Source organism: Sphaerisporangium aureirubrum (assembly GCF_042658925.1).
In the GTDB taxonomy this organism is placed as follows: Bacteria; Actinomycetota; Actinomycetes; order Streptosporangiales; family Streptosporangiaceae; genus Sphaerisporangium; species Sphaerisporangium aureirubrum.
This window is the reverse complement of the sequence record NZ_JBHSRF010000006.1, coordinates 82,436-103,581: the sequence shown is the minus strand read 5'-3', so window position 1 is coordinate 103,581 and position 21,146 is coordinate 82,436. Positions and strand designations below refer to the sequence as shown.

Annotated in this window: 19 protein-coding genes; 5 read left to right on the top strand and 14 right to left on the bottom strand. The window is 71.3% G+C overall.

The features are described from left to right. A complete protein-coding gene (locus ACFP1K_RS06345) occupies positions 1 to 1,392 on the bottom strand; it encodes an NAD(P)H-quinone dehydrogenase (protein ID WP_380747894.1) in 1,392 nt (463 codons plus the stop codon). Between the two features lie 209 nt (positions 1,393 to 1,601). Between ACFP1K_RS06345 and ACFP1K_RS06340 the strand changes: the two genes are divergently transcribed. The 4 genes from ACFP1K_RS06340 (at position 1,602) to ACFP1K_RS06325 (ending at position 5,105) form a co-directional block, all read left to right on the top strand. Continuing rightward, complete coding sequence (locus tag ACFP1K_RS06340) at positions 1,602 to 2,054, top strand: gamma-glutamylcyclotransferase (protein ID WP_380747892.1); 453 nt, start codon at positions 1,602 to 1,604, stop codon at positions 2,052 to 2,054. Positions 2,055 to 2,079: 25 nt separating this feature from the next. Then, the gene (lepB, locus tag ACFP1K_RS06335; RefSeq protein WP_380747890.1) at positions 2,080 to 2,595 is read left to right on the top strand and encodes a signal peptidase I; all 516 of its coding nucleotides are present in this window, start codon (positions 2,080 to 2,082) and stop codon (positions 2,593 to 2,595) included. A gap of 66 nt (positions 2,596 to 2,661) precedes the next feature. Beyond that, entirely contained in the window at positions 2,662 to 3,465 is an 804-nt protein-coding gene (locus ACFP1K_RS06330) for a purine-nucleoside phosphorylase (RefSeq protein WP_380747888.1), read from the top strand. After that, entirely contained in the window at positions 3,462 to 5,105 is a 1,644-nt protein-coding gene (locus ACFP1K_RS06325; protein ID WP_380747886.1) for a phospho-sugar mutase, read from the top strand. Before ACFP1K_RS06330 ends, ACFP1K_RS06325 begins: the two co-directional genes overlap by 4 nt. 13 nt (positions 5,106 to 5,118) lie before the next feature. Here the strand turns inward: ACFP1K_RS06325 and ACFP1K_RS06320 are convergent, their stop codons facing one another. The 5 genes from ACFP1K_RS06320 to ACFP1K_RS06300 all read right to left on the bottom strand — a co-directional run bounded on the left by ACFP1K_RS06320 (position 5,119) and on the right by ACFP1K_RS06300 (position 10,685). After that, positions 5,119 to 5,733 carry a hypothetical protein gene (locus tag ACFP1K_RS06320; RefSeq protein WP_380747884.1) on the bottom strand — a complete coding sequence of 205 codons (615 nt, stop codon included), beginning with the start codon at positions 5,731 to 5,733 and terminating at the stop codon, positions 5,119 to 5,121. A 66-nt stretch (positions 5,734 to 5,799) separates the two neighbouring features. Then, the gene (locus tag ACFP1K_RS06315; protein ID WP_380747882.1) at positions 5,800 to 6,879 is read right to left on the bottom strand and encodes an adenosine deaminase; all 1,080 of its coding nucleotides are present in this window, start codon (positions 6,877 to 6,879) and stop codon (positions 5,800 to 5,802) included. 49 nt (positions 6,880 to 6,928) lie between these two features. Next, positions 6,929 to 7,597 (bottom strand): AMIN-like domain-containing (lipo)protein, encoded by a 669-nt coding sequence (locus ACFP1K_RS06310; protein ID WP_380747880.1) that lies wholly within the window; start codon positions 7,595 to 7,597, stop codon positions 6,929 to 6,931. 118 nt (positions 7,598 to 7,715) lie between these two features. Continuing rightward, entirely contained in the window at positions 7,716 to 9,101 is a 1,386-nt protein-coding gene (locus ACFP1K_RS06305; protein ID WP_380747878.1) for an SPFH domain-containing protein, read from the bottom strand. Positions 9,102 to 9,242: 141 nt separating this feature from the next. Continuing rightward, positions 9,243 to 10,685 (bottom strand): MFS transporter, encoded by a 1,443-nt coding sequence (locus tag ACFP1K_RS06300; RefSeq protein ID WP_380747876.1) that lies wholly within the window; start codon positions 10,683 to 10,685, stop codon positions 9,243 to 9,245. Between the two features lie 86 nt (positions 10,686 to 10,771). On the opposite strand from ACFP1K_RS06300, the gene ACFP1K_RS06295 reads away from it, so the two are divergent. Next, the gene (locus tag ACFP1K_RS06295) at positions 10,772 to 11,152 is read left to right on the top strand and encodes a MarR family winged helix-turn-helix transcriptional regulator (protein ID WP_380747874.1); all 381 of its coding nucleotides are present in this window, start codon (positions 10,772 to 10,774) and stop codon (positions 11,150 to 11,152) included. Positions 11,153 to 11,174: 22 nt separating this feature from the next. Here ACFP1K_RS06295 and ACFP1K_RS06290 read toward each other — a convergent pair whose 3' ends face one another. From ACFP1K_RS06290 to ACFP1K_RS06255, 8 genes are all read right to left on the bottom strand, one after another. Continuing rightward, the gene (locus tag ACFP1K_RS06290) at positions 11,175 to 12,452 is read right to left on the bottom strand and encodes a thymidine phosphorylase (protein ID WP_380747872.1); all 1,278 of its coding nucleotides are present in this window, start codon (positions 12,450 to 12,452) and stop codon (positions 11,175 to 11,177) included. A gap of 36 nt (positions 12,453 to 12,488) precedes the next feature. Next, the gene (locus tag ACFP1K_RS06285; protein WP_380747870.1) at positions 12,489 to 12,884 is read right to left on the bottom strand and encodes a cytidine deaminase; all 396 of its coding nucleotides are present in this window, start codon (positions 12,882 to 12,884) and stop codon (positions 12,489 to 12,491) included. Next, positions 12,881 to 14,152, bottom strand: coding sequence for an ABC transporter permease (locus tag ACFP1K_RS06280; protein WP_380747868.1), 1,272 nt, complete (start codon positions 14,150 to 14,152; stop codon positions 12,881 to 12,883). The genes ACFP1K_RS06285 and ACFP1K_RS06280 overlap by 4 nt, the downstream gene beginning before the upstream one ends. After that, a complete protein-coding gene (locus ACFP1K_RS06275; RefSeq protein ID WP_380747866.1) occupies positions 14,149 to 15,291 on the bottom strand; it encodes an ABC transporter permease in 1,143 nt (380 codons plus the stop codon). Before ACFP1K_RS06275 ends, ACFP1K_RS06280 begins: the two co-directional genes overlap by 4 nt. Beyond that, complete coding sequence (locus ACFP1K_RS06270) at positions 15,288 to 17,030, bottom strand: ABC transporter ATP-binding protein (protein ID WP_380748105.1); 1,743 nt, start codon at positions 17,028 to 17,030, stop codon at positions 15,288 to 15,290. The genes ACFP1K_RS06275 and ACFP1K_RS06270 overlap by 4 nt, the downstream gene beginning before the upstream one ends. A gap of 234 nt (positions 17,031 to 17,264) precedes the next feature. Further along, positions 17,265 to 18,332: a BMP family lipoprotein gene (locus ACFP1K_RS06265; protein WP_380747864.1), complete on the bottom strand. Its 1,068-nt coding sequence runs from the start codon at positions 18,330 to 18,332 to the stop codon at positions 17,265 to 17,267. A 282-nt stretch (positions 18,333 to 18,614) separates the two neighbouring features. Then, a complete protein-coding gene (locus ACFP1K_RS06260; RefSeq protein ID WP_380747862.1) occupies positions 18,615 to 19,856 on the bottom strand; it encodes an amidohydrolase in 1,242 nt (413 codons plus the stop codon). Then, entirely contained in the window at positions 19,843 to 21,024 is a 1,182-nt protein-coding gene (locus ACFP1K_RS06255) for a glutamate--cysteine ligase (RefSeq protein WP_380747860.1), read from the bottom strand. Before ACFP1K_RS06255 ends, ACFP1K_RS06260 begins: the two co-directional genes overlap by 14 nt. Positions 21,025 to 21,146: the final 122 nt, after the last annotated feature.

The following is a 21,146-nucleotide window of genomic DNA, read 5'->3' as shown; positions in this document are numbered from 1 at the left end:
TCAGATCACCGTGGCGGTCGGCAGCATGAGACGGCGGGCCGCCTCGGTGATGGAGCCGGACAGGGACGGGTAGACCGCGAAGGTGTGGGCGAGCTGGTCCACGGTGAGCCGGTGCTGGACGGCGAGGGACAGCGCGAGGATCAGCTCGGACGCCCGCGGGGCGACGATCACGCCGCCGAGGATGATGCCGGTGTGCGGGCGGCAGAACAGCTTCACGAAGCCGTCGTGGAAGCCCTGCATCTTGGCCCGCGCGTTGGTGGCGAGCGGCAGCTTGACGACGTTCGCCTCCACCTCCCCGGCCTCGACCTGCCGCTGCGCGACACCCACGGCGGCGATCTCGGGGTCGGTGAAGATGGTGGACGCCACTGTGGCCAGCCGCAGCGGCTGGACGGCCTCCCCCAGCGCGTGCCACACGGCGATCCGGCCCTGCATGGCCGCCACCGACGCGAGCATCAGCACCCCCGTGCAGTCGCCGGCCGCGTAGACGCCGGTCGCCGAGGTGCGGGACACCTTGTCGACCTGGACGAACCCGCCCCGGTCCAGCGTCACCCCCGCCTCCTCCAGCCCGATGCCCGAGGTGTTGGGCACCATGCCGACGGTCATGAGGCAGTGGCTGCCCTCGGCCGTCCGCCCGTCCTCCAGCGTGACCACGACCCCGTCGGCGGTGCGCTTGACCGACGACGCCCGGGAGCGGCCCATGACGTTCATGCCGCGGCGGCGGTAGACGTTCTCCAGCACCTCGGCGGCGTCGGCGTCCTCGTTGGGCATCATGCGGTCCCGGGAGGACACCAGCGTGACCTCCGAGCCGAGCGAGCGGTACGCGCCGGCGAACTCGGCGCCGGTGACGCCGGACCCGACGACGATCAGGTGTTCGGGCAGCTCGTCCAGGTCGTACAGCTGGCGCCAGGTGAGCACGCGCTCGCCGTCCGGCTCGGCGCCGGGCAGCACGCGGGGGGTCGCGCCGGTGGCGACGATCACGACGTCGGCCTGGATGGCGCGGTCGCCGGCCTTGACGACGCGGGGGTCCACCAGGCGCCCCGGGGCGTTGACGATCTCGACGCCCTCGGCGACCAGGCGGGCCGCGATGTCGGCGGACTGCGCGCGGGCGAGTTCTTTCACGCGTTTGTTCACGAGCGGCATATCGGCCAGCGCGCCGCCCACGTCGCCGTCCGGCCCGCCGGTGAAATGCACGCCCAGCGAGGAGGCGTCCAGCAATGCCTGTTTGCGGACGGAAGTGGCGATCATGGTTTTGGACGGCACGCAGTCGGTGAGCACGCAGGCGCCCCCCGGGCCCTCGCGTTCGACCACGGTGACCTCGCCCCCGAGCTGAGCCGCGACCAGTGCCGCCTCGTATCCACCGGGTCCGCCGCCAATGATCACAATCTTCGTCACATACCCCATTGTCCCGCATGCCGTCAGGTGCCTGGCGAGGTATGGCCGATGAGAAGCAGAGCAGACCGGTAAAAGCTCGAATTTTGCCGAAAAAACCCCTACAAATCCCCGGGTTTGCGCCGCGATCGCGGGAAGATCGACACGCCTGGCGCGCATGTCGTGACCTCCTGATCAACCGTCAGGCGGATCTTGGATTACTCTAGTGTGCCGTGCCGGTTTACGCCGCCTATGGCAGCAACATGGACCCGAAGCAGATGGCCCAGCGGGCCCCTCACTCGCCCATGCGCGGGACGGGCTGGTTGCAGGGCTGGCGCCTGACCTTCGGCGGGGAGGACGTCGGCTGGGAGGGCGCGCTCGCCACCATCGCCGAGGACTCCGAGGAGCACGTCTTCGTCGTCCTCTACGACGTCCCCGAATGGGACGAGGCCACCCTCGACCAGTGGGAGGGCGCCGTCCTCGGCCTCTACCACAAGGTCAAACTCCGCGTGGCCACCCTGGACGGCGAGGTGGTCGCCTGGTTCTACGTCCTGGACGACTACGAGGGCGGCCTCCCTTCCGCCCGCTACCTCGGCATACTGGCCGACGCCGCCGAGAAGGCAGGCGCCCCGGACGACTACGTCCGCGACCTACGCGGCCGCCCGTGCACATCCATCGGCGAATGATCCGTTTCTGCTGAATAATGCGGGAATGATCCGGCGCAAGGCCCTCGCTGCCGTGGTGCTGCTTCTGGTCGTGTCGATCAGCGGGTGCGGCGACCCGTTCGGGGCCCTCACGGGGAAGACGTTCTACACGGTCAGAAGCGGGAGCATGGAGCCGACGCTGAAAGAGGGCGCCTCGGTGCGGGTCGCCCTCACGGACGTCTACCAGCCGAAGGTGGGGGACGTCGTCGTCGTGAGCACCCCTGAGTCGTGGGGCTGGGACGGGAGACCCATCTTCAGCAGGGTGCTCGGCGTCCCCGGCGGGACGGTCCGGTGCTGCGACGACCACGGCGTGCTGCTGGTGAACGGGAAGCCGCTCGACGAGCCGTACCTCCATCCGGATCCGGAGTTCCGGATGTTCGGCACGGTGGCCGTCCCGGTGGGCCGCATCTGGGTCATGGGCGACAATCGGAACCAGGCCGTCGACTCCCGTTACTACCACCGCGAGCTGGGGGACGGCACCGTCCCCGTGGCGAACGTGATCGGCGTCCTCGATCAAGAGTGAGTCGTCGTCCACAGGCGCGGGTGGTCGTGAGCCGATCGTTAAGTGCGGGTTGTAGCCTCGGTTGCCGTGAGTACAGACGCGTATGAGGTGGCGGCGGAGGCGGCCGGGAGGCTTCGGGAGCTGACCGGGGTCGAGGCGTTCGATGTGGCGCTGGTGCTGGGGTCGGGGTGGGTGCCGGCGGCGGATGCCATCGGGCGGACCATCAGCGAGCATTCGGTGACCGATTTGCCGGGGTTCGCCGCGCCGGCGGTGGCGGGGCACTCGGGGCGGGTGCGGGCGGTGGAGACCGCGGCGGGGCGGCACGCGCTCATCTTCATGGGGCGGACGCACCTGTACGAGGGCCGCGGGGTGGAGCCGGTCGTGCACGGGGTGCGGACGGCGGTGGCGGCCGGGGCGTCGACGGTGGTACTGACCAACGCGGCCGGGGGGCTGCGGCCGGAGACGCAGAAGGTCGGGGAGCCGGTGCTGATCGGTGACCACATCAACCTGACCGGGGCCAACCCGATCACCGGGGCCACGTTCATCGACCTCACCGAGGTGTACTCCCGGCGGCTGCGCGACCTCGCCCGCGAGGTGGACCCCTCGCTGGCCGAGGGGGTGTACGTCGCGTTCCGCGGGCCGACGTACGAGACGCCCGCCGAGATCCGCATGCTGCGCACGCTGGGCGGCGACCTGGTGGGCATGTCCACCGTGCTGGAGGCCATCGCGGCGCGCGAGGCCGGGGCCGAGGTGCTCGGCGTCTCGCTGGTGACCAACCCCGGCGCGGGGCTGGTGGGCGAGCCGCTGAACCACGAGGAGGTCCTGGCGGTGGGCCGGTCGACGGCGGCGCGCATGGGCGTCCTGCTCGGGAAGGTCGTCGGCAAGCTGTGACGACGGTGGAGACGCTGCGGGAGCGGGCCGAGGCGTGGCTGGGCCAGGACCCCGACCCGGTCACCCGGGAGGAACTCCGGGAGATCCTGGCCGGCCGGGACGAGGCGGCGCTGGCCGACCGGTTCGGCGCCAAGCTGGAGTTCGGGACGGCCGGGCTGCGCGGGGAGCTCGGCGCCGGGCCGAACCGGATGAACCGCGTGACGGTGATGCGGGCCGCGGCGGGGCTGGCGGCCCGGCTCGGGGCCGGGCGGCATGTGGTGATCGGGTATGACGCGCGGCACATGTCCGCGACGTTCGCCCGGGACTCGGCCGCGGTGCTGACCGGGGCGGGGCTGCGGGTGTCGCTGATGGCGGAGCACTGGCCGACACCGGTGCTGGCGTTCGCGGTGCGGCGGCTCGGGGCCGACGCGGGGGTCATGGTGACGGCGTCGCACAACCCGCCCAGGGACAACGGCTACAAGGTCTACTGGGGAGACGGGGCGCAGATCGTGCCACCGCTGGACCAGGAGATCTCGGCGGCCATCGACGCGGTGGGGCCGGTGGACCGGCTGCCCCTCGGCGAGGGCTGGGAGACGCTGACCGACGCGGCGATCGTGGAGCCGTATCTCGGCGCGGTGACGTCGCTGCCACTCGGGTCCGCCCGGGATCTGACAGTGGTCTACACGCCGATGCACGGCGTGGGCGGGGCCCTGCTGCTGCGGGCCTTCACGGCGGCGGGGTTCGCCGAGCCGTCCCCGGTGGCCGAGCAGTTCACGCCGGACCCGGACTTCCCCACGGTGGCGTTCCCCAACCCCGAGGAGCCGGGGGCGATGGATCTGGCGCTGGACCTCGCCGCGCGCGCCGGGGCCGACCTGATCATCGCCAACGACCCCGACGCCGACCGGTGCGCGGTGGGCGTGCCGCTGGGGGACGGCTTCCGCATGCTCACCGGGGACGAGGTGGGCGGGCTGCTCGGCGAGTACGTCATCACCCGGACCACGGCACCCGGCCGGCTGGTGGCCGCGTCCATCGTGTCGTCGTCCCTGCTCGGCAAGATCGCCGTCGACCACGGCGTCCGGCACGCCGAGACGCTCACCGGCTTCAAGTGGATCGTGAAGGCCGGGGAGGGCCTCGTCTTCGGCTACGAGGAGGCACTCGGCTACAGCGTTGGCTCCGACGAGGGGCTGCCCGTCCGCGACAAGGACGGCATCGGCGCGGCCCTCATGGTCGCGGCGCTGGCGGCGTCCGCCAAGCGGGAGGGCCGGACACTGTCCGACCTGCTCGACGACCAGGCCGTCCGCTACGGCCTGCACGCCACCGCGCAGCTGTCGGTGCGCGTCGCCGACCTCTCCCTCATCACCGGCGCCATGTCCCGCCTGCGCGCCACTCCCCCGATGGAACTGGCCGGCCGTGCCGTCCTGTCCGCCGACGACCTCAGCACAGGTCTGGACGGCCTCCCGCCCACCGACGGCCTCCGCTACCGGCTCTCCGGCGACGCCCGCGTCATCATCCGCCCGTCCGGCACCGAGCCGAAGCTGAAGTGCTACCTGGAGGTCGTCGTCCCGGTCCCCGCCCGCGAGGCAGTCCCGAGCGCCCGTGACCAGGCCGCCCACGACCTCGGCACCCTGAAGGACGCCCTGGCGACGCTCCTGGCCCTCTGACCGCCCCGGGAGGTCAGGCGGTGATGAGGGCCGCGATCACCAGGACCAGGGCGGCTGCCAGGGCACCCAGGGCCGACGGGGACCATGTGGCGGTCATCGGGGCGCGGTCGCCGGGGACGCGGGACTTCTTGGTGGCGGTCTCCGTCAGCTGCTGGGCGACCCAGTCGGCGTGGGTCCGGCCGGTGAAGGCGCGGGCGGCGGTCTGCTCGGCCTTGGGCAGGACGGGCTGGGTCTGGTAGCGGCCGGACGTGGCGGGGACGGCGGTGCCCCGGCGGGTGGCTTTGGCGCGTTCCCGGGCGGAGGCCTGGGGGGTCCAGCAGCGGATCGACTCGTCGCCGGAGTCGATGATGATGGCGTGGGAGACGTGGATGTTGTCCACGGCCTTCCAGGGGATGAAGACGTTGCGGAGCGGGTTGCGGACCAGGATGCCGTCCTCGCGCGGGAGGATGCCGGGGCGCAGGCAGCCGATGAAGACGGCGGCGGTGAGGACGGCGAGGACCGCGCCCGCGACCAGCGCGGACGGGATGCGGCCGTTGAGGACAAGGTCGACGGCGTTGAAGGCGGCGAAGGCCACCCACAACCAGCCGAGGACCCACGCCGTCGTGGATCTGAAGATCTGTGGCTTCACGGCTCGCTCACCGACACCTCTCCGTTACGCGGGGCGTTCACCACGCTAACGCCTTGCTCCCGATGCTCAAGCCTGCCACTTGAGCTGCGCGAAGCCGGGCTTGATGACGCCGTTGATCAGGGCGAGTCGCTCGTCGAACGGCAGGAACGCGGACTTCATGGCATTGACCGTGAACCACTGCAGATCGTCCCACCCGTACCCGAACGCGTCGACCAGCCCGGCGAACTCCCTGGACACACTGGTGTCACTCATCAGCCGGTTGTCGGTGTTGACGGTGACGCGGAAGTACAGCCGCCGCAGCAGCCCGATCGGGTGCTCCGCCAGCGAGGTCGCCGCGCCGGTCTGCAGGTTGGACGTCGGGCACATCTCCAGCGGGATCCGCATGTCCCGCACGTACGCGGCGAGCCGCCCGAGCTTGGCCGTGCCGTCCGAGGCGACCTGGATGTCGTCGATGATGCGCACCCCGTGCCCGAGGCGGTCGGCGCCGCACCACTGGATGGCCTGCCAGATGGACGGCAGCCCGAAGCCCTCGCCGGCGTGGATGGTGAAGTGGGAGTTCTCCCGCTGGAGGTACTCGAACGCGTCCAGGTGCCGGGTGGGAGGGTACCCGGCCTCGGCGCCCGCGATGTCGAACCCGGCCACCCCCACGTCGCGGTACCGCACGGCGAGCTCGGCGATCTCCATGGACCTGGCCTGGTGGCGCATCGCGGTGAGCAGGCTGCTCACCCGGATCCCGCGTCCCTCCGACCCCTGCCGAAAGCCGTCGAGCACGGCCTGCACCACCTGGTCGAGGCTGAGCCCCCCCGAGGTGTGCAGCTCGGGCGCGTACCGCACCTCGGCGTACACGACGCCGTCGTCCGCGAGGTCCTCGGCGCACTCGGCCGCGACCCGCACCAGCGCCTCGCGGGTCTGCATGACCCCGACGGTGTGCGCGAACGTTTCGAGGTACCGCTCCAGGGACCCGGAGTCGGACGCCTCACGGAACCACGCGCCGAGCGCGGCGACGTCCGTCGTGGGCAGTTTGTCGTATCCGGTCTCCCGGGCGAGGTCGACGATCGTTTCCGGACGCAGGCCACCGTCGAGATGGTCGTGCAGGAGTACTTTCGGGGCCTTGCGGATCTCGGCGAGGGTGGGCTGCTGTGTCATCGCAACATCGTACGGACTCCGGGAGCCCCCGCGCCGCACGGCGTCCCCGTCAGGCGCGCTGGTGCGCGATGTCGATGACCAGCCGCGTCGGATCCTTCTGCTCGAACACCCGGAACCCGGCCCGGTGCCGCAGCGCGATGGCGACGGTGACGACCGCCTCGAAGTCCCCCACGGGCACGACGCTGCGCACGTTGGCGAGCTCGGAGTTCAGCACCGGCGTCCGCCCGAGCGTGGGCTTCCCGCTCTCGGTGTGCGCGTTGGCGGGCGTGATGGTGACCTGCAGGAACGCACCGCCCTTGAGCGGCACGACCTCCCCGGACCCGTCCTGGACGACCTGCCGCACCCAGTCGACGGTGTATCCGGTCCGCGCCCCCTTCAGGTCGATGACCACGCGGTCGAAGCCCCCGCCGTCGTGCGCGGCCGACCGCAGGCCGGTGACCAGGGGAGGGTTCTCCGGAGTCCGGCTCACCTTGACCTGCTTGGTCCCCGTGGGCGCGGGCAGCCCGGTGACGGTGGAGGAGGGGGTCGTCGACCCGGACGGCGTCGCCGGGATCGTGCTGGCCGACACGGTGGGCTCCGAAGTGGGACTCGGCGCCTCCGGCGACGGCGCGACGGTCACCGTCGCGGTCGCCGTCGCCTCGGGCGACCCGGGACCACCACCACCGCAGCCGGCGAGGAACACAAGGGGGACAAGAGCGACGACAGCGAGCCTGTTCATGGGAACCTCGGCTTCCTCGGCGGGGTGCCACCTACTCGTTTGATGCGGAGCATGCCTCAGAGGTTCACCGGGAAACCCGACCGGACGGAAACCTATCGCCGAGGTCCGTCGGGGACGCTCAGGAACCCGGCCTGTCGCCCTCCATCGCCGAGCGTAGTACGCCGACCATCATGGCCAGCTCGGTCAGCAGGCCCGACACGGTGGTGCGGTCGCCGCCGTTGATCGACACCATGCGGAGTTCCTCGGGTTTGGGGAGCTTCGACATGATCTCGGGGAGTGAGTGGATCAGTTTGGCCTGGAGGCTGGCGGGGGTCTGCTGGTTGTCGATGTCGGCGCGCATGCGTGCGCGTTCCACGTCGAGGAGGGCGCGCTCGTGGTCCGCCAGGGAGCGGGAGCGGGCCTGCTCCAGCTGGCCGTCGAGTTCCAGGCGCTTGAGTTCCTGCTCGCGTTCGATGCGGAGCCGGCCGGTCTCGGCCTCCTCGGCGTGGCGCTCGCGTTCCATGCGGAGCGCGTGGCGGGTGGTCTCGGTCTCCAGCTCGGCCACCGCTCTGGAGTCGTCGTGCTCGCGCTGGGTGCGGCGCAGGCGCTCGGCGACCTCGGTGTCGAACTGCCAGGCGTCGTTGCGGGAGCGCAGCTCGGCGAGTTCGCGCTCGTACTCCAGGCGCTGGGTCTCCTTGAGACGCTCGGCCGCCATCTCGCGCTGGGCGACCGCCTCTTCGGCCCGCAACTCGGCCAGCCGGGCGATCTGGCCCTGCTCGGCGCGGTAGGGCTTCTGCAGGTTCTCCCAGAGGCGGGACGAGCTGACGACGGCCTCTTTGATCTGGACGGTGACGATGCGCAGGCCGAGGCCCTGGTCGCTGTCGTCCTCGCCCTCGGCCACCGCGCGCAGGCGGGCGGTGAGCTCCTCGATGATGGGCTGCTTGTCGCTCAGCACATCGCGGACGCTCATGGTGGAGACCTTGTCCTTGATGGCCGCCTCCGCCTGCTCCCGCAGCTGGAGGTTGACGAGCCGCATCGGGTCCTCAGCGTCGCCGAAGTCCAGTTTGCGGTAGGCGATGGGGAAGGAGTGGATGATCCACTGCACGTAGCCCTGCACCAGCACGCCCTGAAGCTCGGCGCAGACGCAGTACGCGTTGATCAGGATGGTCTGGGTGGCGCCCGGCACCACCAGGAACGAGTCGGTGGAGGGGGTGTAGCGGAACGACACGCCGAGGCCGATGTGCAGGGGCTTCTCCCGGCCGCGCCGGGTGTGCACCACGAAGGCGTTCGGCGGGACGAGTACGTTCTTCCAGCGCCAGAAGCCGGTGATCCGTACGTCCACCGGCCCCGGCGTGGACTTCTCGTGGGCCGCTCCGCCGGGGGCCCGCTCGCGCCTGGCCGGTGGGCCCGCCGCGGGCGCCGGCGCTCCGGGGGCGGCGCGGCGTGCCCGGAGGTCGTCCTCGAGCACCGCCTGCTGCGCGACGACCCGCTGCAGATAGGTGTTGCCTTGGTCAGTGGTGCTCATCGTCCCCTCCGGCCCCACCTCGCGACTGCGGACGAGTCTCGCGTACGCCGCCGAACCACCGCAACCGGATTGCCACGCATGGTGAAGCCCCCTGGCGTCCCACACGCCAGGGGGCTTCGAACGGGTCGGACGGTCAGCTGGTCAGATGGTCTCCAGCACCTCTCTGGCCTCCTGGGGCGCCGGTGCCGCCGCCGGGGCGGTGGAGCGGGCCCGGATGAGGCCGGTGACGGCGATGCCGAGGCCGACGAGGGCCACGGCGGCGCAGACGGCGAACGACGAGCGGATGGTGTCCATGGTGACCGCGCCCCCGTGGGCGGTCGCCACGGCGGCCACGACGGCGAGGACGAGTGCCCCGCCCACCTGGCCGGAGGTGTTGAGGAGGCCGGAGGCCAGTCCCTGCTCGTCGTCGGCGACCCCCGCGGTGGCCTGGATGTTGAGGGACGGGAAGGACAGGCCGAAGGCAATGCCCAGCAGGGCCATGCCGGGGATGACCAGGGTGAGGGACGGGTCGGGGCCGGCGCCGAGGAAGACGCCGTAGCCGGCGGCCAGGCTGAGGGAGCCGATGGCGATCAGGCGGGCGGTGCCGAAGCGGTCGGCGAGGTCGCCCATCTTGGTGGAGGTGAGGGCGACGATCAGGCCCGCGGGCAGGAAGGCCAGGGCGGTGTGGAGGGCGGACCAGCCGAGGAGGTTCTGGAAGTACTGCATGGCGACGAACTGGAAGCCGACGTAGGAGCCGAACAGCACGACAAGGCCCAGGTTGGCGCGGACCAGCGGGGCGGAGCGCAGGATGCCGAAGCGGACCAGCGGGTGCTTGACCCGCAGTTCGACGGCGACGAACACGGCGAGCAGCGCGGCGGCTCCGGCGAGCCCGGCGAGCGTGGGGACCGAGACCCAGCCCGCTTCGGGGGCGCGCACGACGGCGAACACCAGCAGCAGCATGCCGAACGTGATGGTGGCGGCGCCGACCAGGTCGTATCCGCCGGTGGCGCGCTCCTCACCCGAGTGGCGCGGCAGCAGCGAGAAGCCCGCGGCGAGGGCGAGGAGGGCGACCGGGACCGGCATCAGGAAGGTCCAGCGCCAGCCGATCTCGGTGAGGAGGCCGGACAGCACGAGGCCGAGGGAGAAGCCGCTGGCGCCGCAGGCGGTGAAGATGCTGAGGGCGCGGTTGCGCGCGGGGCCCTCGGCGAACGTCGTGGTGATGATGGACAGGGCGGCGGGCGCGGTGAAGGCGGCGCTGATGCCCTTGACGAACCTGGCCACGATGAGCAGGCCGCCGTCGTCGACCACTCCGCCGAGCAGGGAGGCGACCGCGAAGACGCCGAGCGCGACGAGGAAGACCCGGCGGCGGCCGAGCAGGTCGGCGGTGCGTCCGCCGAGCAGCAGCAGGCCGCCGTAGCCGAGCACGTAGCCGCTGACGACCCACTGGAGCGTCGAGGTGGTCAGGCCGAGGTCGGCCTGGATGGACGGCAGCGCCACTCCCACCATCGAGACATCGAGCGCGTCTAGGAAGATCACAGCGCAGAGCACGGTGAGCGCGCCCCACAGGCGCGCGTCCCAGCGTTCGGCGTGAGATGAGAGGTTCATGGGGTGGGACATTACATGCACATGCATTCAATGCACAAGCAATTAATGCTGGTGCATCCAATGCGCACGCATGGTATAGTCCGGCCATGGACGACGACGTCGATGTGGTGGAGTCCTGGCGCCATCTGCTGGCCAGGCATGCCACGACCTGGTGTGCCCTTGATCGGGAACTCGGCGAGAAGCACGGCCTCGGCGTGAGCGACTTCGAGGTCCTGGACCACATGTGCGAGTCCGAGCACGGCAAATACCGCGTCCAGGAGCTGGCCGACACGGTTCACCTCAGCCAGAGCGCGCTGTCCCGGCTGATCTCCCGCCTGGAGAAGGCGGGCCTCGTCTGCCGGGACCACTGCATGGAGGACCGCCGGGGCGTCTTCGTCCGCATCACCGACGAGGGCCGCGCGCGCCGCGCGGAAGCCCTCCCCACCCACCGCGCCGTGCTGCGCTCGGTGGCGCCCGTCCCCCGCTGACCGCGCCGGACCCGCCCCGACGTCAGGCCGTGATGCGGTCGACGATCAGGGGAAGCAGGGACGGGTCGGCGGCGTCGCCCACCTCGTACGCGCCCTCCAGCGTCTCCAGTGCGCGGGCGAACTTACCCGGGTCCTCGGTGTGCAGGGTCAGCAGCGGCTGCCCCTGCTCGACGCGGTCGCCGGGCTTGGCGTGCAGCGTGATGCCGGCCGAGGCGGAGACCGAGTCCTCCTTGCGGGCCCGGCCCGCGCCGAGGCGCCACGCGGCCACCCCCACCTTGTACGCGTCCAGGCGGGACAGCACACCCGAGGCTGGCGCCGTGACCTGAGCGGACTCCGGGGCCTGCGGCAGCGGGGCGTCCGGGTCGCCGCCCTGGGCGGAGATCATGCGGCGCCAGGCGTCCATCGCCGAGCCGTCCTTCAGGGCGTCGGCGGGGTCCTTGCCGGTGACGCCGGCGGCGGCCAGCATCTCCCTGGCCAGGCGCACGGTCAGCTCCACGATGTCGGACGGGCCGCCGCCGGACAGGACCTCCACGGACTCCTCGACCTCCAGGGCGTGGCCCACGGCGAGGCCGAGGGGGCGGTCCATGGCGGTGAGCAGGGCGACCGTGGTGACGCCGTGGTCGGTGCCGAGGTCCACCATCGTGCGGGCCAGCTCGCGGGCGTCGTCCACGTTCTTCATGAAGGCCCCGGAGCCGACCTTCACGTCCAGCACCAGCGCCCCGGTGCCCTCGGCGATCTTCTTGGACATGATGGACGAGGCGATCAGCGGGATCGACTCCACGGTGCCGGTCACGTCGCGCAGCGCGTACAGCTTCTTGTCCGCGGGCGCGAGGCCGTCCCCGGCCGCGCAGACCACCGCGCCGGCCGACCGCAGCACGTCCAGCATCTCGTCGTTGGACAGCGACGCCCGCCAGCCGGGGATGGACTCCAGCTTGTCCAGCGTGCCGCCGGTGTGCCCGAGCCCGCGCCCGGACAGCTGCGGCACGTACGCCCCGCACGCCGCCACCAGGGGCGCCAGCGGCAGGGTGATCTTGTCGCCGACGCCTCCGGTGGAGTGCTTGTCGGTGGTCGGCCGGTCCAGCCCGGACCAGTCCATCCGCGACCCGGACCTGATCATCGCCTCGGTCCACTGGCCGATCTCGCGGCGGCTCATCCCGTTGAGCAGGATCGCCATGGCGAGCGACGCCATCTGCTCGTCGGCGATCACTCCCCGGGTGTAGGCGTCCACCACCCACGAGATCTGCTCGGCGGACAGCTCGTGGCGATCCCGCTTGGTGGTGATGACGTCGATCGCGTCCATAAGGTGTTCAGGCTCCGGGTCTGGGATGAGAGGTGTTCAGGCGCCGCGGGACAGGTCGTCCGGGCCGAAGGCGAACGGCAGGAGGTCCGCCATCCGCCACGGCCCCTCGGGCGTCTCCACGAGCAGGTCGGGCCCGCCGTGCTCGTACAGCAGCTGACGGCAGCGCCCGCACGGCATCAGCAGGTCGCCGTGGCCGTCCACGCAGGTGAACGCCACCAGCCGCCCGCCGCCCGAGGCGTGCAGCGCCGACACGAGGCCGCACTCGGCGCACAGCGACAGGCCGTATGAGGCGTTCTCGACATTGCACCCGGTGACGACGCGCCCGTCCTCCACCAGGGCGGCGGCGCCGACCGGGAACTTGGAGTACGGGGCGTACGCGTGCCCCATCGCCTGGGCGGCGAGGTCGCGCAGCGCGTCCCAGTCGACGGTCACTTGGCCTGTCCCTTCCGGTACGGCAGACCGTCCGCGGCGGGCATGCGCAGGCTCTGCGAGGCCAGCGACAACACCAGCAGCGTGGTCAGGTGCGGGGTGAACGACGTGAACTGCTCGGCCACGGTGTCGGTCACCGAGAACACGGCGAACACCGCGACCGCGAACACGCCGCTGATCAGGGCCGCGCGGCCCCGCCGCTGCTTGACCAGCTGGTAGACGGCGAACGCGGCGAGCAGCATCGCGACCACCAGCAACAGCGCGTGCACCGAGGTGCCGCCCTGGCGCAGCTGGAGGGCGTCGGTGTAGCCGAACAGCAGCGCCCCGCCGGCCAGCCCGCCGGGCCGCCAGTTGCCGAAGATCATGGCGGCGAGACCGATGAAGCCGCGGCCGCCGGTCTGGCCCTCGCGGTAGATGCCGGAGGCCACGATGGACAGGAACGCCCCGCCGAGCCCGGCGAGCGCGCCGGACATCAGCACCGCGACGTACTTGTAGTAGTAGACGTTGACGCCCAGCGACTCGGCCGCCACCGGCCGCTCGCCGCACGAGCGCAGCCGCAGCCCGAAGGGCGTGCGCCACAGCACGTAGAAGCTGACCGGCACCAGCACGAGCGCGAGCAGGGTGAACAGGGACACGTTCTGGGTGATGCCCCGCAGCACGCCCGCCAGATCGGACACCAGGAACAAGTGGGCCCGTTCGACGCTCTGCAGGCCGTCCCCGATGCCCGGCACGCTGACGCTGCCGATCGGCGGGATGCGCGGCGACTGGGTCTCGCCGCCGCCCTGCATGCCGGTGAACACCAGCTTGGAGAGGTACTGCGTGGCGCCGAGGCCGAGGATGTTGATGGCGACGCCGGAGATGATGTGGTCGACGCCGAAGGTGACGGTGACCACGGCGTGCAGCAGGCCGCCGAGCGCCCCGCCGATCGCTCCCGCGATCACCCCGGCCCACGGGTTGCCGAAGACCAGGCCGCCCCAGGCGCCGCACCACGTGCCGAGGATCATCATGCCCTCGAGGCCGATGTTGACCACGCCGGCCCGCTCGGACCACAGGCCGCCGAGGGCGGCGAGGCCGATGGGCACGGCGAGGCCGAGCGCGGCGCCGACGGTGCCCGCGGAGGTGATGTCGTTGGCGCCGGTGACCACGCGGGCCACCGACATCATGATCAGCAGGCCGAGCACCCCGAGCAGGGCGACCTGCCAGCTCAGCCGGAACCGCCGGGCGGGCGGCGCCGCGGGGGGCGCGGCGGTGATCTCCGAGACGGCGGTCACGCGACGGCTCCTTCCGCGGGGGCGCCCGTGCCCGCCGACAGCTGGCGGCTCACCCGGCGCTGCTCGGCCGACATGCGGTACCTGTGGACCAGCTCGTAGGCGATGATGACCGAGAGCACGATGGTGCCCTGCATGATGATCACGGTCTCCTTGGGGATGCCTTCGAGGTCGAGGATGTCCGAGGAGTTGTCCAGGTAGCTCCACAGCAGCGCGCCGATCGCGATGCCGAAGGGGTTGTTGCGGCCGAGCAGGGCGATCGCGATGCCGGTGAAGCCGAGGCCGGTCGGGAAGTCCAGGCTGTAGGAGTAGGACGCGCCGAGCAGCTGCGGCATGCCGACCAGACCGGCCACGGCACCCGAGATGACCATCGTCAGCAGGACCATCCGCTTGACGTTGACGCCGCTCGCCACGGCCGCCGACTCCGAGGCGCCGGTGGCCCGCAGGTCGAAGCCGAACCTCGTCCAGTTGAACAGCACGTGGTAGGCGATGCCCAGCAGGGCGGCCACCACGATGAAGCCGAAGACCTTGGCCTGGGTGCCGGGGACCAGCGCGAACCCGGGGAACTGGCCGGACGCCGGGATCGGCTTGGTGCCGATGTTGTTGCTGCCGGAGACGGCGACGGCCAGGCGGTCGGTGGTGAGCAGCCAGGCGCCGAAGCCGGTCGCGATGGCGTTCAGCATGATCGTGGAGATGACCTCGCTGACGCCCCGGGTGACCTTGAGGATGCCCGCGATGGACGCCCACAGGCCGCCGACGGCCACCGCCACCAGGACGGTGACGAGGACGTGCAGCACCGGGGGCAGCACCAGCGCGCCGCCGACGGCCGCCGCGAGCAGCGCGGCCAGGCGGTACTGGCCGTCGACGCCGATGTTGAAGAGGTTCATCCGGAACCCGATCGCCACGGCCAGGGCGGAGATGTAGTACGTGGTCGCCAGGTTGACGATGTTCACGACGGTGCGGGGCTGGGAGCCGTAGTCGAGCAGGAGCGCCAGGGTGTGCAGCGGCGGGTTGCCGGTGACCACCAGGATGGCCGAGGTCACCAGGGCGGCGAACAAGATGGCCAGCACCGGCGCGGCCAGGGCCAGCAGCCCGCCGAGCCGTACCCGCCCGAGCAGCCGGTCGGTGAACGAGGAACTCATTTACCCTCCCCGGCCGGGGTGGGGCCGGCCCGTCCTGCCGATGGTGGATCGTCCGGGTCGTCCCCGCGTCCGCCCGCGGCGACGGCCTGGTCGTCCGGGGCCGCCTCGGAGTCCGAGGTCGCCTGCGCGGTCGCCGCGGCGTCCGGAGTCTCGCCGCCGTCCGCGGCGGGGTCCGGCGTGCCGGTGGCGGGAGCGGCGTCCGGGCCGCCCGCGCCGGTCATGGCCGAGCCGAGCAGCTCGGGTGTCACGCCCGCGGGGTCCACGTCCGCGACCACCTGGCCGCGCAGCAGGACCTTCAGCGAGTCCGACAGGCCGATGAGCTCGTCCAGGTCCGCCGAGATCAGCAGCACCGCGAGGCCCGCCGCGCGGGCGGCCCTCAGGTGGTCCCAGATGGCCGCCTGCGCGCCCACGTCGACGCCGCGGGTGGGGTGGGAGGCGATGAGCACCACCGGGTCGCCGCTCATCTCCCGGCCGACGATGAGCTTCTGCTGGTTGCCGCCGGACAGCGCCGCCGCGTCCACGTCGATGCCGGGGGTGCGCACGTCGTAGGCGTCGACGATGCGCTGGGTGTCGGCCCTGGCCCCGGCGCGGTCGATCCACGGGCCGCGTACGTTGGGCCTGCGGGTCTGGTGGCCGAGGATGCGGTTCTCCCACAGCGGGGAGTTCAGCAGCAGGCCGTGCCGCTGGCGGTCCTCGGGGATGTACCCGATGCCGCCCTCGCGCCTGCGCAGGGTGGGCCAGTGGGACATGTCGGTGCCGTCGAGCGTGATGACGCCCTCGGCGGGGCGCATGCCCATGATGGCCTCGACCAGCTCGGCCTGCCCGTTGCCCTCGACGCCCGCGATGCCGAGCACCTCGCCCTTGTGGATGTCGAACGACACGTCGCGCACGACCGGCCGCCCGTCGCCGCCGCGCACCGTCAGGCCGCGCACCGACAGCGCCACCACGTCGGTGACGGTGGACTCGCGGGTCTCCGGGCTCGGCAGCTCGCTGCCGACCATCAGCTCGGCGAGCCGCCGGGCGGTGACGTCCTTCGGCAGGACGCTCGCCACGGTGGTGCCGCGCCGGATGACCGTGATGGCGTCGGCGACCGACAGCACCTCGTCGAGCTTGTGGGAGATGAAGATGATGGTGAGGCCCTCGCGCACCAGGCCGCGCAGGTTGTCGAACAGCTCGTCGACCTCCTGGGGCACCAGCACGGCGGTGGGCTCGTCCAGGATGAGGATGCGCGCGCCGCGGTAGAGCACCTTGAGGATCTCTACGCGCTGCCGGGCGCCGACGCCGATGTCCTCCACCAGCGTGTCGGGGGACACGCCGAGGCCGTAGGCGTCCGAGATCTCCTTGATTTTTTTGCGGGCCGCGCCGAAGTCGATGCCGGCGCCCCTGCGCGGCTCGCTGCCAAGGATGATGTTCTCGAGAACGGTGAGGTTGTCGGCGAGCATGAAGTGCTGGTGGACCATGCCGATCCCGGCGGCGATGGCATCGGCCGGCGAGCGGAAGGTCACCGGCTTGCCGCCGACCCGGATCACCCCCTCGTCGGGGTGCTGCATGCCGTACAAGATCTTCATGAGCGTCGATTTGCCCGCGCCGTTCTCACCCACGATGGCGTGCACGTGGCCACGCCGCACGCTCAGGCGGATGTCACGGTTGGCGACGACGCCGGGGAACCGCTTGGTGATGCCCTCCAGCTCGACAGCGGGCGGGTCTTCGGCGGGATCCGGGGGTGTCGGAGTGCTGATGGCGGCCTCCTTGCGTGCGGACGGCCTCGGTGGCGGACTGAGCGGCTTGTGCTGGACGCGGCGACGCGCCCGGCTCCGGAGGCCGCGCGGCGGGCGGCCAGGGGCGGGCGCGGGGACGGGCCGCGTGGGGGTGTGGGCGGAAACCTGAGAGTAGTCCAAGGGGCCCGGTGGCACGCCTCCGGGCCCCTGAACATTACTTACGGCATCCGCCGGTCATCTGCCCGGCGAACGGAACTATTCGGCGGGAACGGTGATCTTGCCGGAGACGATGTCCTGCTTGTACTCGTCGAGCTTGTTCTTGATGTCGTCGACCTGGCCACCGGTGGTGGAGAAGTCGACGCCGCCCGCCTTGAGGTCGTAGATCGTCTGACCGGCCTTGACGGTGTTGTCGGTGTAGCTCTTGAGGAAGTCGAACACCGCGACGTCGACCTTCTTGAGCATGGAGGTCATGATGACGCCCCGGACGGCCTCGTCCGCGGTGAGGGCCTGGTCGGAGTCGACGCCGATGGCCATGGCGCCCGCCGCCTTGGCCGCCTCGAACACGCCGCCGCCGGAGCCGCCCGCCGCCTGGTAGACCACGTCGGCGCCGGAGTCGAACATGCCCTCGGCCGCCGTCTTGCCCTTGGCCGGGTCGTTGAAGCCGCCGAAGTCCGGGGGCTGGGTGAGGTACTTGACGTCGATCTTGATGTCGGGCTTCACGGCCTGGGCGCCCTTGGTGTAGCCGACCTCGAACTTCTTGATCAGCGGGACCTGCACGCCGCCGACGAAGCCGATGTGGTCCTTCTTGCTCTTCAGGGCCGCCGCGGCGCCCACCAGGAAGGAGCCCTCGTTCTCGGCGAACAGGAGGTTGGAGATGTTCGGGCCCTCGGCCGCGTCGTCGATGATCGCGAACTTGGTGTCGGGGAACTCGGTCGCGACCTTCTTGATCGCCTCGGAGTACGCGAAGCCGACCGCGATGACCGGGTTGAAGCCGCTCTGCGCCAGCAGGCGGAGGCGCTGCTCCTTCTGGGCACCGGTCTCGCCGGCGCCGGCCTCCAGTTCCTTGATCTCGCCGAGCTTCAGTTCGGTATTGGCCTTGTCCAGACCGGCCGCCGCGGCGTCGTTGAACGACTGGTCACCGCGCCCGCCGATGTCGTACGCGAGGCCGACCTTGGGACCCGCCGGAGCCGAGGAGGCCGCGGACGCCTCGGGTGACGCCGCGTCCTGACCGGTGCTACCGCCGCCTCCACACGCCGCCAGTGCCATGAGCATGGCACCGACCGCGGTCGTGGCGGCCAGCTTGCTTGCGTTGATGCGAAGCAAGGTGACTCCTTCCGTGCATTCGCCGTCCAACTTGTGTGCACGCGCGACGTAACGCACGGCAACCCTGCACGGAAGATAGTTGTTTGGCCAGGGTTGGCCAAACCGGCGCCCGGGTCCGAAATAGGTCCGTTATGCAGCTCAGGCCGCCCTGTGACCTGGGAAACCGCACCGGCGGACGGGCGGGGCCGCTCGTCGCGGCATGCCGCCGGAGCCCGTGGCGGGAGCGTGCCAACGCCCGTCCCGCCGGAATCGCCGGACCGGCCGTGGCCGGCCCGGCGTCCCTCAGGCGGTGATGGGCTCGACCGCGGCCGGGTCGGCGGAGGTGCGACGGCCCTCCCACAGCGCGGTCAGCGCCGTGGCGGACATCACACTCACACCGGCGCCGACGCAGCGTTCGTCCACGTCGAAGGTGCCCTGGTGGATGTCGAAGCGCCCGGTGTCCCCGGGGGTGCGCACGCCGAGCCGGGCGTACGCGCCGGGCACCGACTCGAGGTACCAGCCGAAGTCCTCGCCGCCGAGGGACTGCGGGGTCGGCACCACGGAGTTCGGGCCGAGCACCTCGCCCGCGGCGTCGCTGAGCATCTGGACGCTGGTCTCCTCGTTGATGGTGGGAGGCACGCCGCGGATGTAGTTCATCTCGGCCTCCACGCCGTAGGCGACGGCGACGGCGTCCAGCAGGGACTTGAACAGGTCGGGCGCCTCGTGCCACGCCTGCTCGTCCAGGGTGCGGATCGTGCCCTCGGCCAGGCCGTCGTCGGGGATCGCGTTGGCGACCGACCCGGCCTGGACCCGGCCCCACACCAGCGACAACGAGTGGCGCGGGTCGACCCGGCGGCTCAGCGCGGCCGGCAGCTCGGTGACGATCTTGGCGAGCGCGAAGACGAGGTCGGCGGTGAGGTGGGGGCGGGCGGTGTGCCCGCCGGGGCCGCCCAGCCGGACGCTGACCTTGTCGCAGGCCCCGGTGATGGGCCCGACCCGCAGCCCCACCTGGCCCACGTCGATGCGGGGGTCGCAGTGGAGGCCGAAGATGCGGTCCACCCCGCTGATGCCGCCCGCCTCAAGCACCTTGAGCGCGCCCCCCGGCACGACCTCCTCGGCGGGCTGGAAGATCAGCCGGACCCGGCCGGGCAGCAGCCCGGCCGCGGCCTGCTCGGCGAGGAACATGCCGGTGCCGAGGATGATCGCGGTGTGCACGTCGTGACCGCACGCGTGGCAGACGCCGGGGACCGTGGAGCGGTACGGCACGTCCTTCTCGTCCAGCAGCGGCAGCGCGTCGATGTCGGCGCGCAGCGCCACGGTCGGGCCGTCGCCGCTGCCGATGTCGCAGATCAGGCCGGTGCCGCGCGGCAGCGGGACCGGGGTGAGCCCGGCCTGCTGCAGGCGCGTGGCGATGCGCTCGGTGGTGCGGTGCTCCACGAAGCCGAGCTCGGGGTGGGCGTGCAGGTCGCGCCGGAACTCGATGAGATCCCGGTCGTTCGCGCTCAGGAACGCGCTCAGTTGTCCCCGTAGATCACGTGCCTGCATGTCCAATCGCCCCGTTCGATGTCCTCAGATCGGTGGTCACAAAGCGGTCCTCCACCAGCTCGGTGATCGTCGCGTCCACGACGTCGTCGAGAGTGCCGCCTCCGGTAATGATCGCGCGCTGCCGCTCGCAGGAGTTGCCGTGCTCGACGACCTCGCCCACCACGGCGAGCTCGTCGGAGCAGCCGAGTCGCTCGGCCATCGGGGCCAGCTCCCGGCACAGTTCGTACAGCATGTCGCGCATCGGCGCGGTCGAGCCGTGGTCGTCGGTGATGACGTCGGCGTCCAGGCCGTACCGCGTGGCGCGCCATTTGTTGTCCCGTACCACCCACGGCGCGGGGTGCGGGAGCCGGTAACCGCGGTCGAGCTGCTGGTCGAACTGCTGCACCAGGCACTGCGACAACGCCGTCACCATGCCGACCTCCCGAGGGGTCGGTATGCCGTCGAACATGCGAATCTCAATCGTGCCGAAGTCCGGATGTGGGCGGATATCCCACCACACTTCTTTTATGCTCTTGATGGTCCCCGCGCGCTTGAGGGTGTCCATGTACTCCTCGAACCCCGCCCAATCCGCCAGCATCTGTGGAGGCCCGGCCGTGGGCAGAGCGCCGAAAACGATGGCCCGGCTGGAGGCGAGCCCGGTGTCTTGGCCGCCCCAGTACGGGCTGGAGGCCGTCAGCGCGAGGAAATGCGGCAGGTAGGCCGCAAGTGCGTTGACGATGGGGATGACTTTATCCCTTTCCCGCACCCCCACGTGGACATGTACGCCAAATGTTTGGATCCGCCACGCCAGCCACTGCATCTCTTCGACCAGCTCGGTGTACCGCTGGACCGGCGCGTAGACCGCCTCCCGCCAGTCGCTGATGGCGTGGGTGCCGGTGCAGGCCAGCGCGATGCCGAGCGGCGTCACGGCCTCTTCCAGGCGGCCGATGGTGCGCTTGAGGTCCCCCACGGCCTCGGCGACGGTGTGGCTGACGTCGGTGATGACCTCGAGCTGGGACTGCATCAGCTCGTGCATCACCTTGGGCCGGGGTGTCTCGCTGAGGTCGGGAACGGCCTCCAGAACGGCTTTCGCGTCCTGGCGGAGGCGGCGGGTGTGCGTGTCGACTAGTTGGAGCTCCCATTCGACGCCCAATGTGGGGCCGCGTGAAGGGTTGAACTGGATCGCCACAGCACTCCTCCAACCGCGATGCTCTAAGGCCGAGTTTCCGCTCCACCACGAAATCGGCCAACCCGTACGGCCCCCTCAGTGATGCCGTCTCCGCCATCAACGCACATACCGTTAAAGGGGAG

Coding starts and splice junctions, on each gene's coding strand:
- ACFP1K_RS06305 (WP_380747878.1), bottom strand. CDS start 9,101: ATGAGCACCACTGACCAAGGCAACACCTATCTGCAGCGGGTCGTCGCG.
- ACFP1K_RS06260 (WP_380747862.1), bottom strand. CDS start 19,856: ATGCAGGCACGTGATCTACGGGGACAACTGAGCGCGTTCCTGAGCGCG.
- ACFP1K_RS06275 (WP_380747866.1), bottom strand. CDS start 15,291: ATGAGTTCCTCGTTCACCGACCGGCTGCTCGGGCGGGTACGGCTCGGC.
- ACFP1K_RS06295 (WP_380747874.1), top strand. CDS start 10,772: ATGGACGACGACGTCGATGTGGTGGAGTCCTGGCGCCATCTGCTGGCC.
- lepB (WP_380747890.1), top strand. CDS start 2,080: ATGATCCGGCGCAAGGCCCTCGCTGCCGTGGTGCTGCTTCTGGTCGTG.
- ACFP1K_RS06315 (WP_380747882.1), bottom strand. CDS start 6,879: ATGACACAGCAGCCCACCCTCGCCGAGATCCGCAAGGCCCCGAAAGTA.
- ACFP1K_RS06290 (WP_380747872.1), bottom strand. CDS start 12,452: ATGGACGCGATCGACGTCATCACCACCAAGCGGGATCGCCACGAGCTG.
- ACFP1K_RS06310 (WP_380747880.1), bottom strand. CDS start 7,597: ATGAACAGGCTCGCTGTCGTCGCTCTTGTCCCCCTTGTGTTCCTCGCC.
- ACFP1K_RS06300 (WP_380747876.1), bottom strand. CDS start 10,685: ATGAACCTCTCATCTCACGCCGAACGCTGGGACGCGCGCCTGTGGGGC.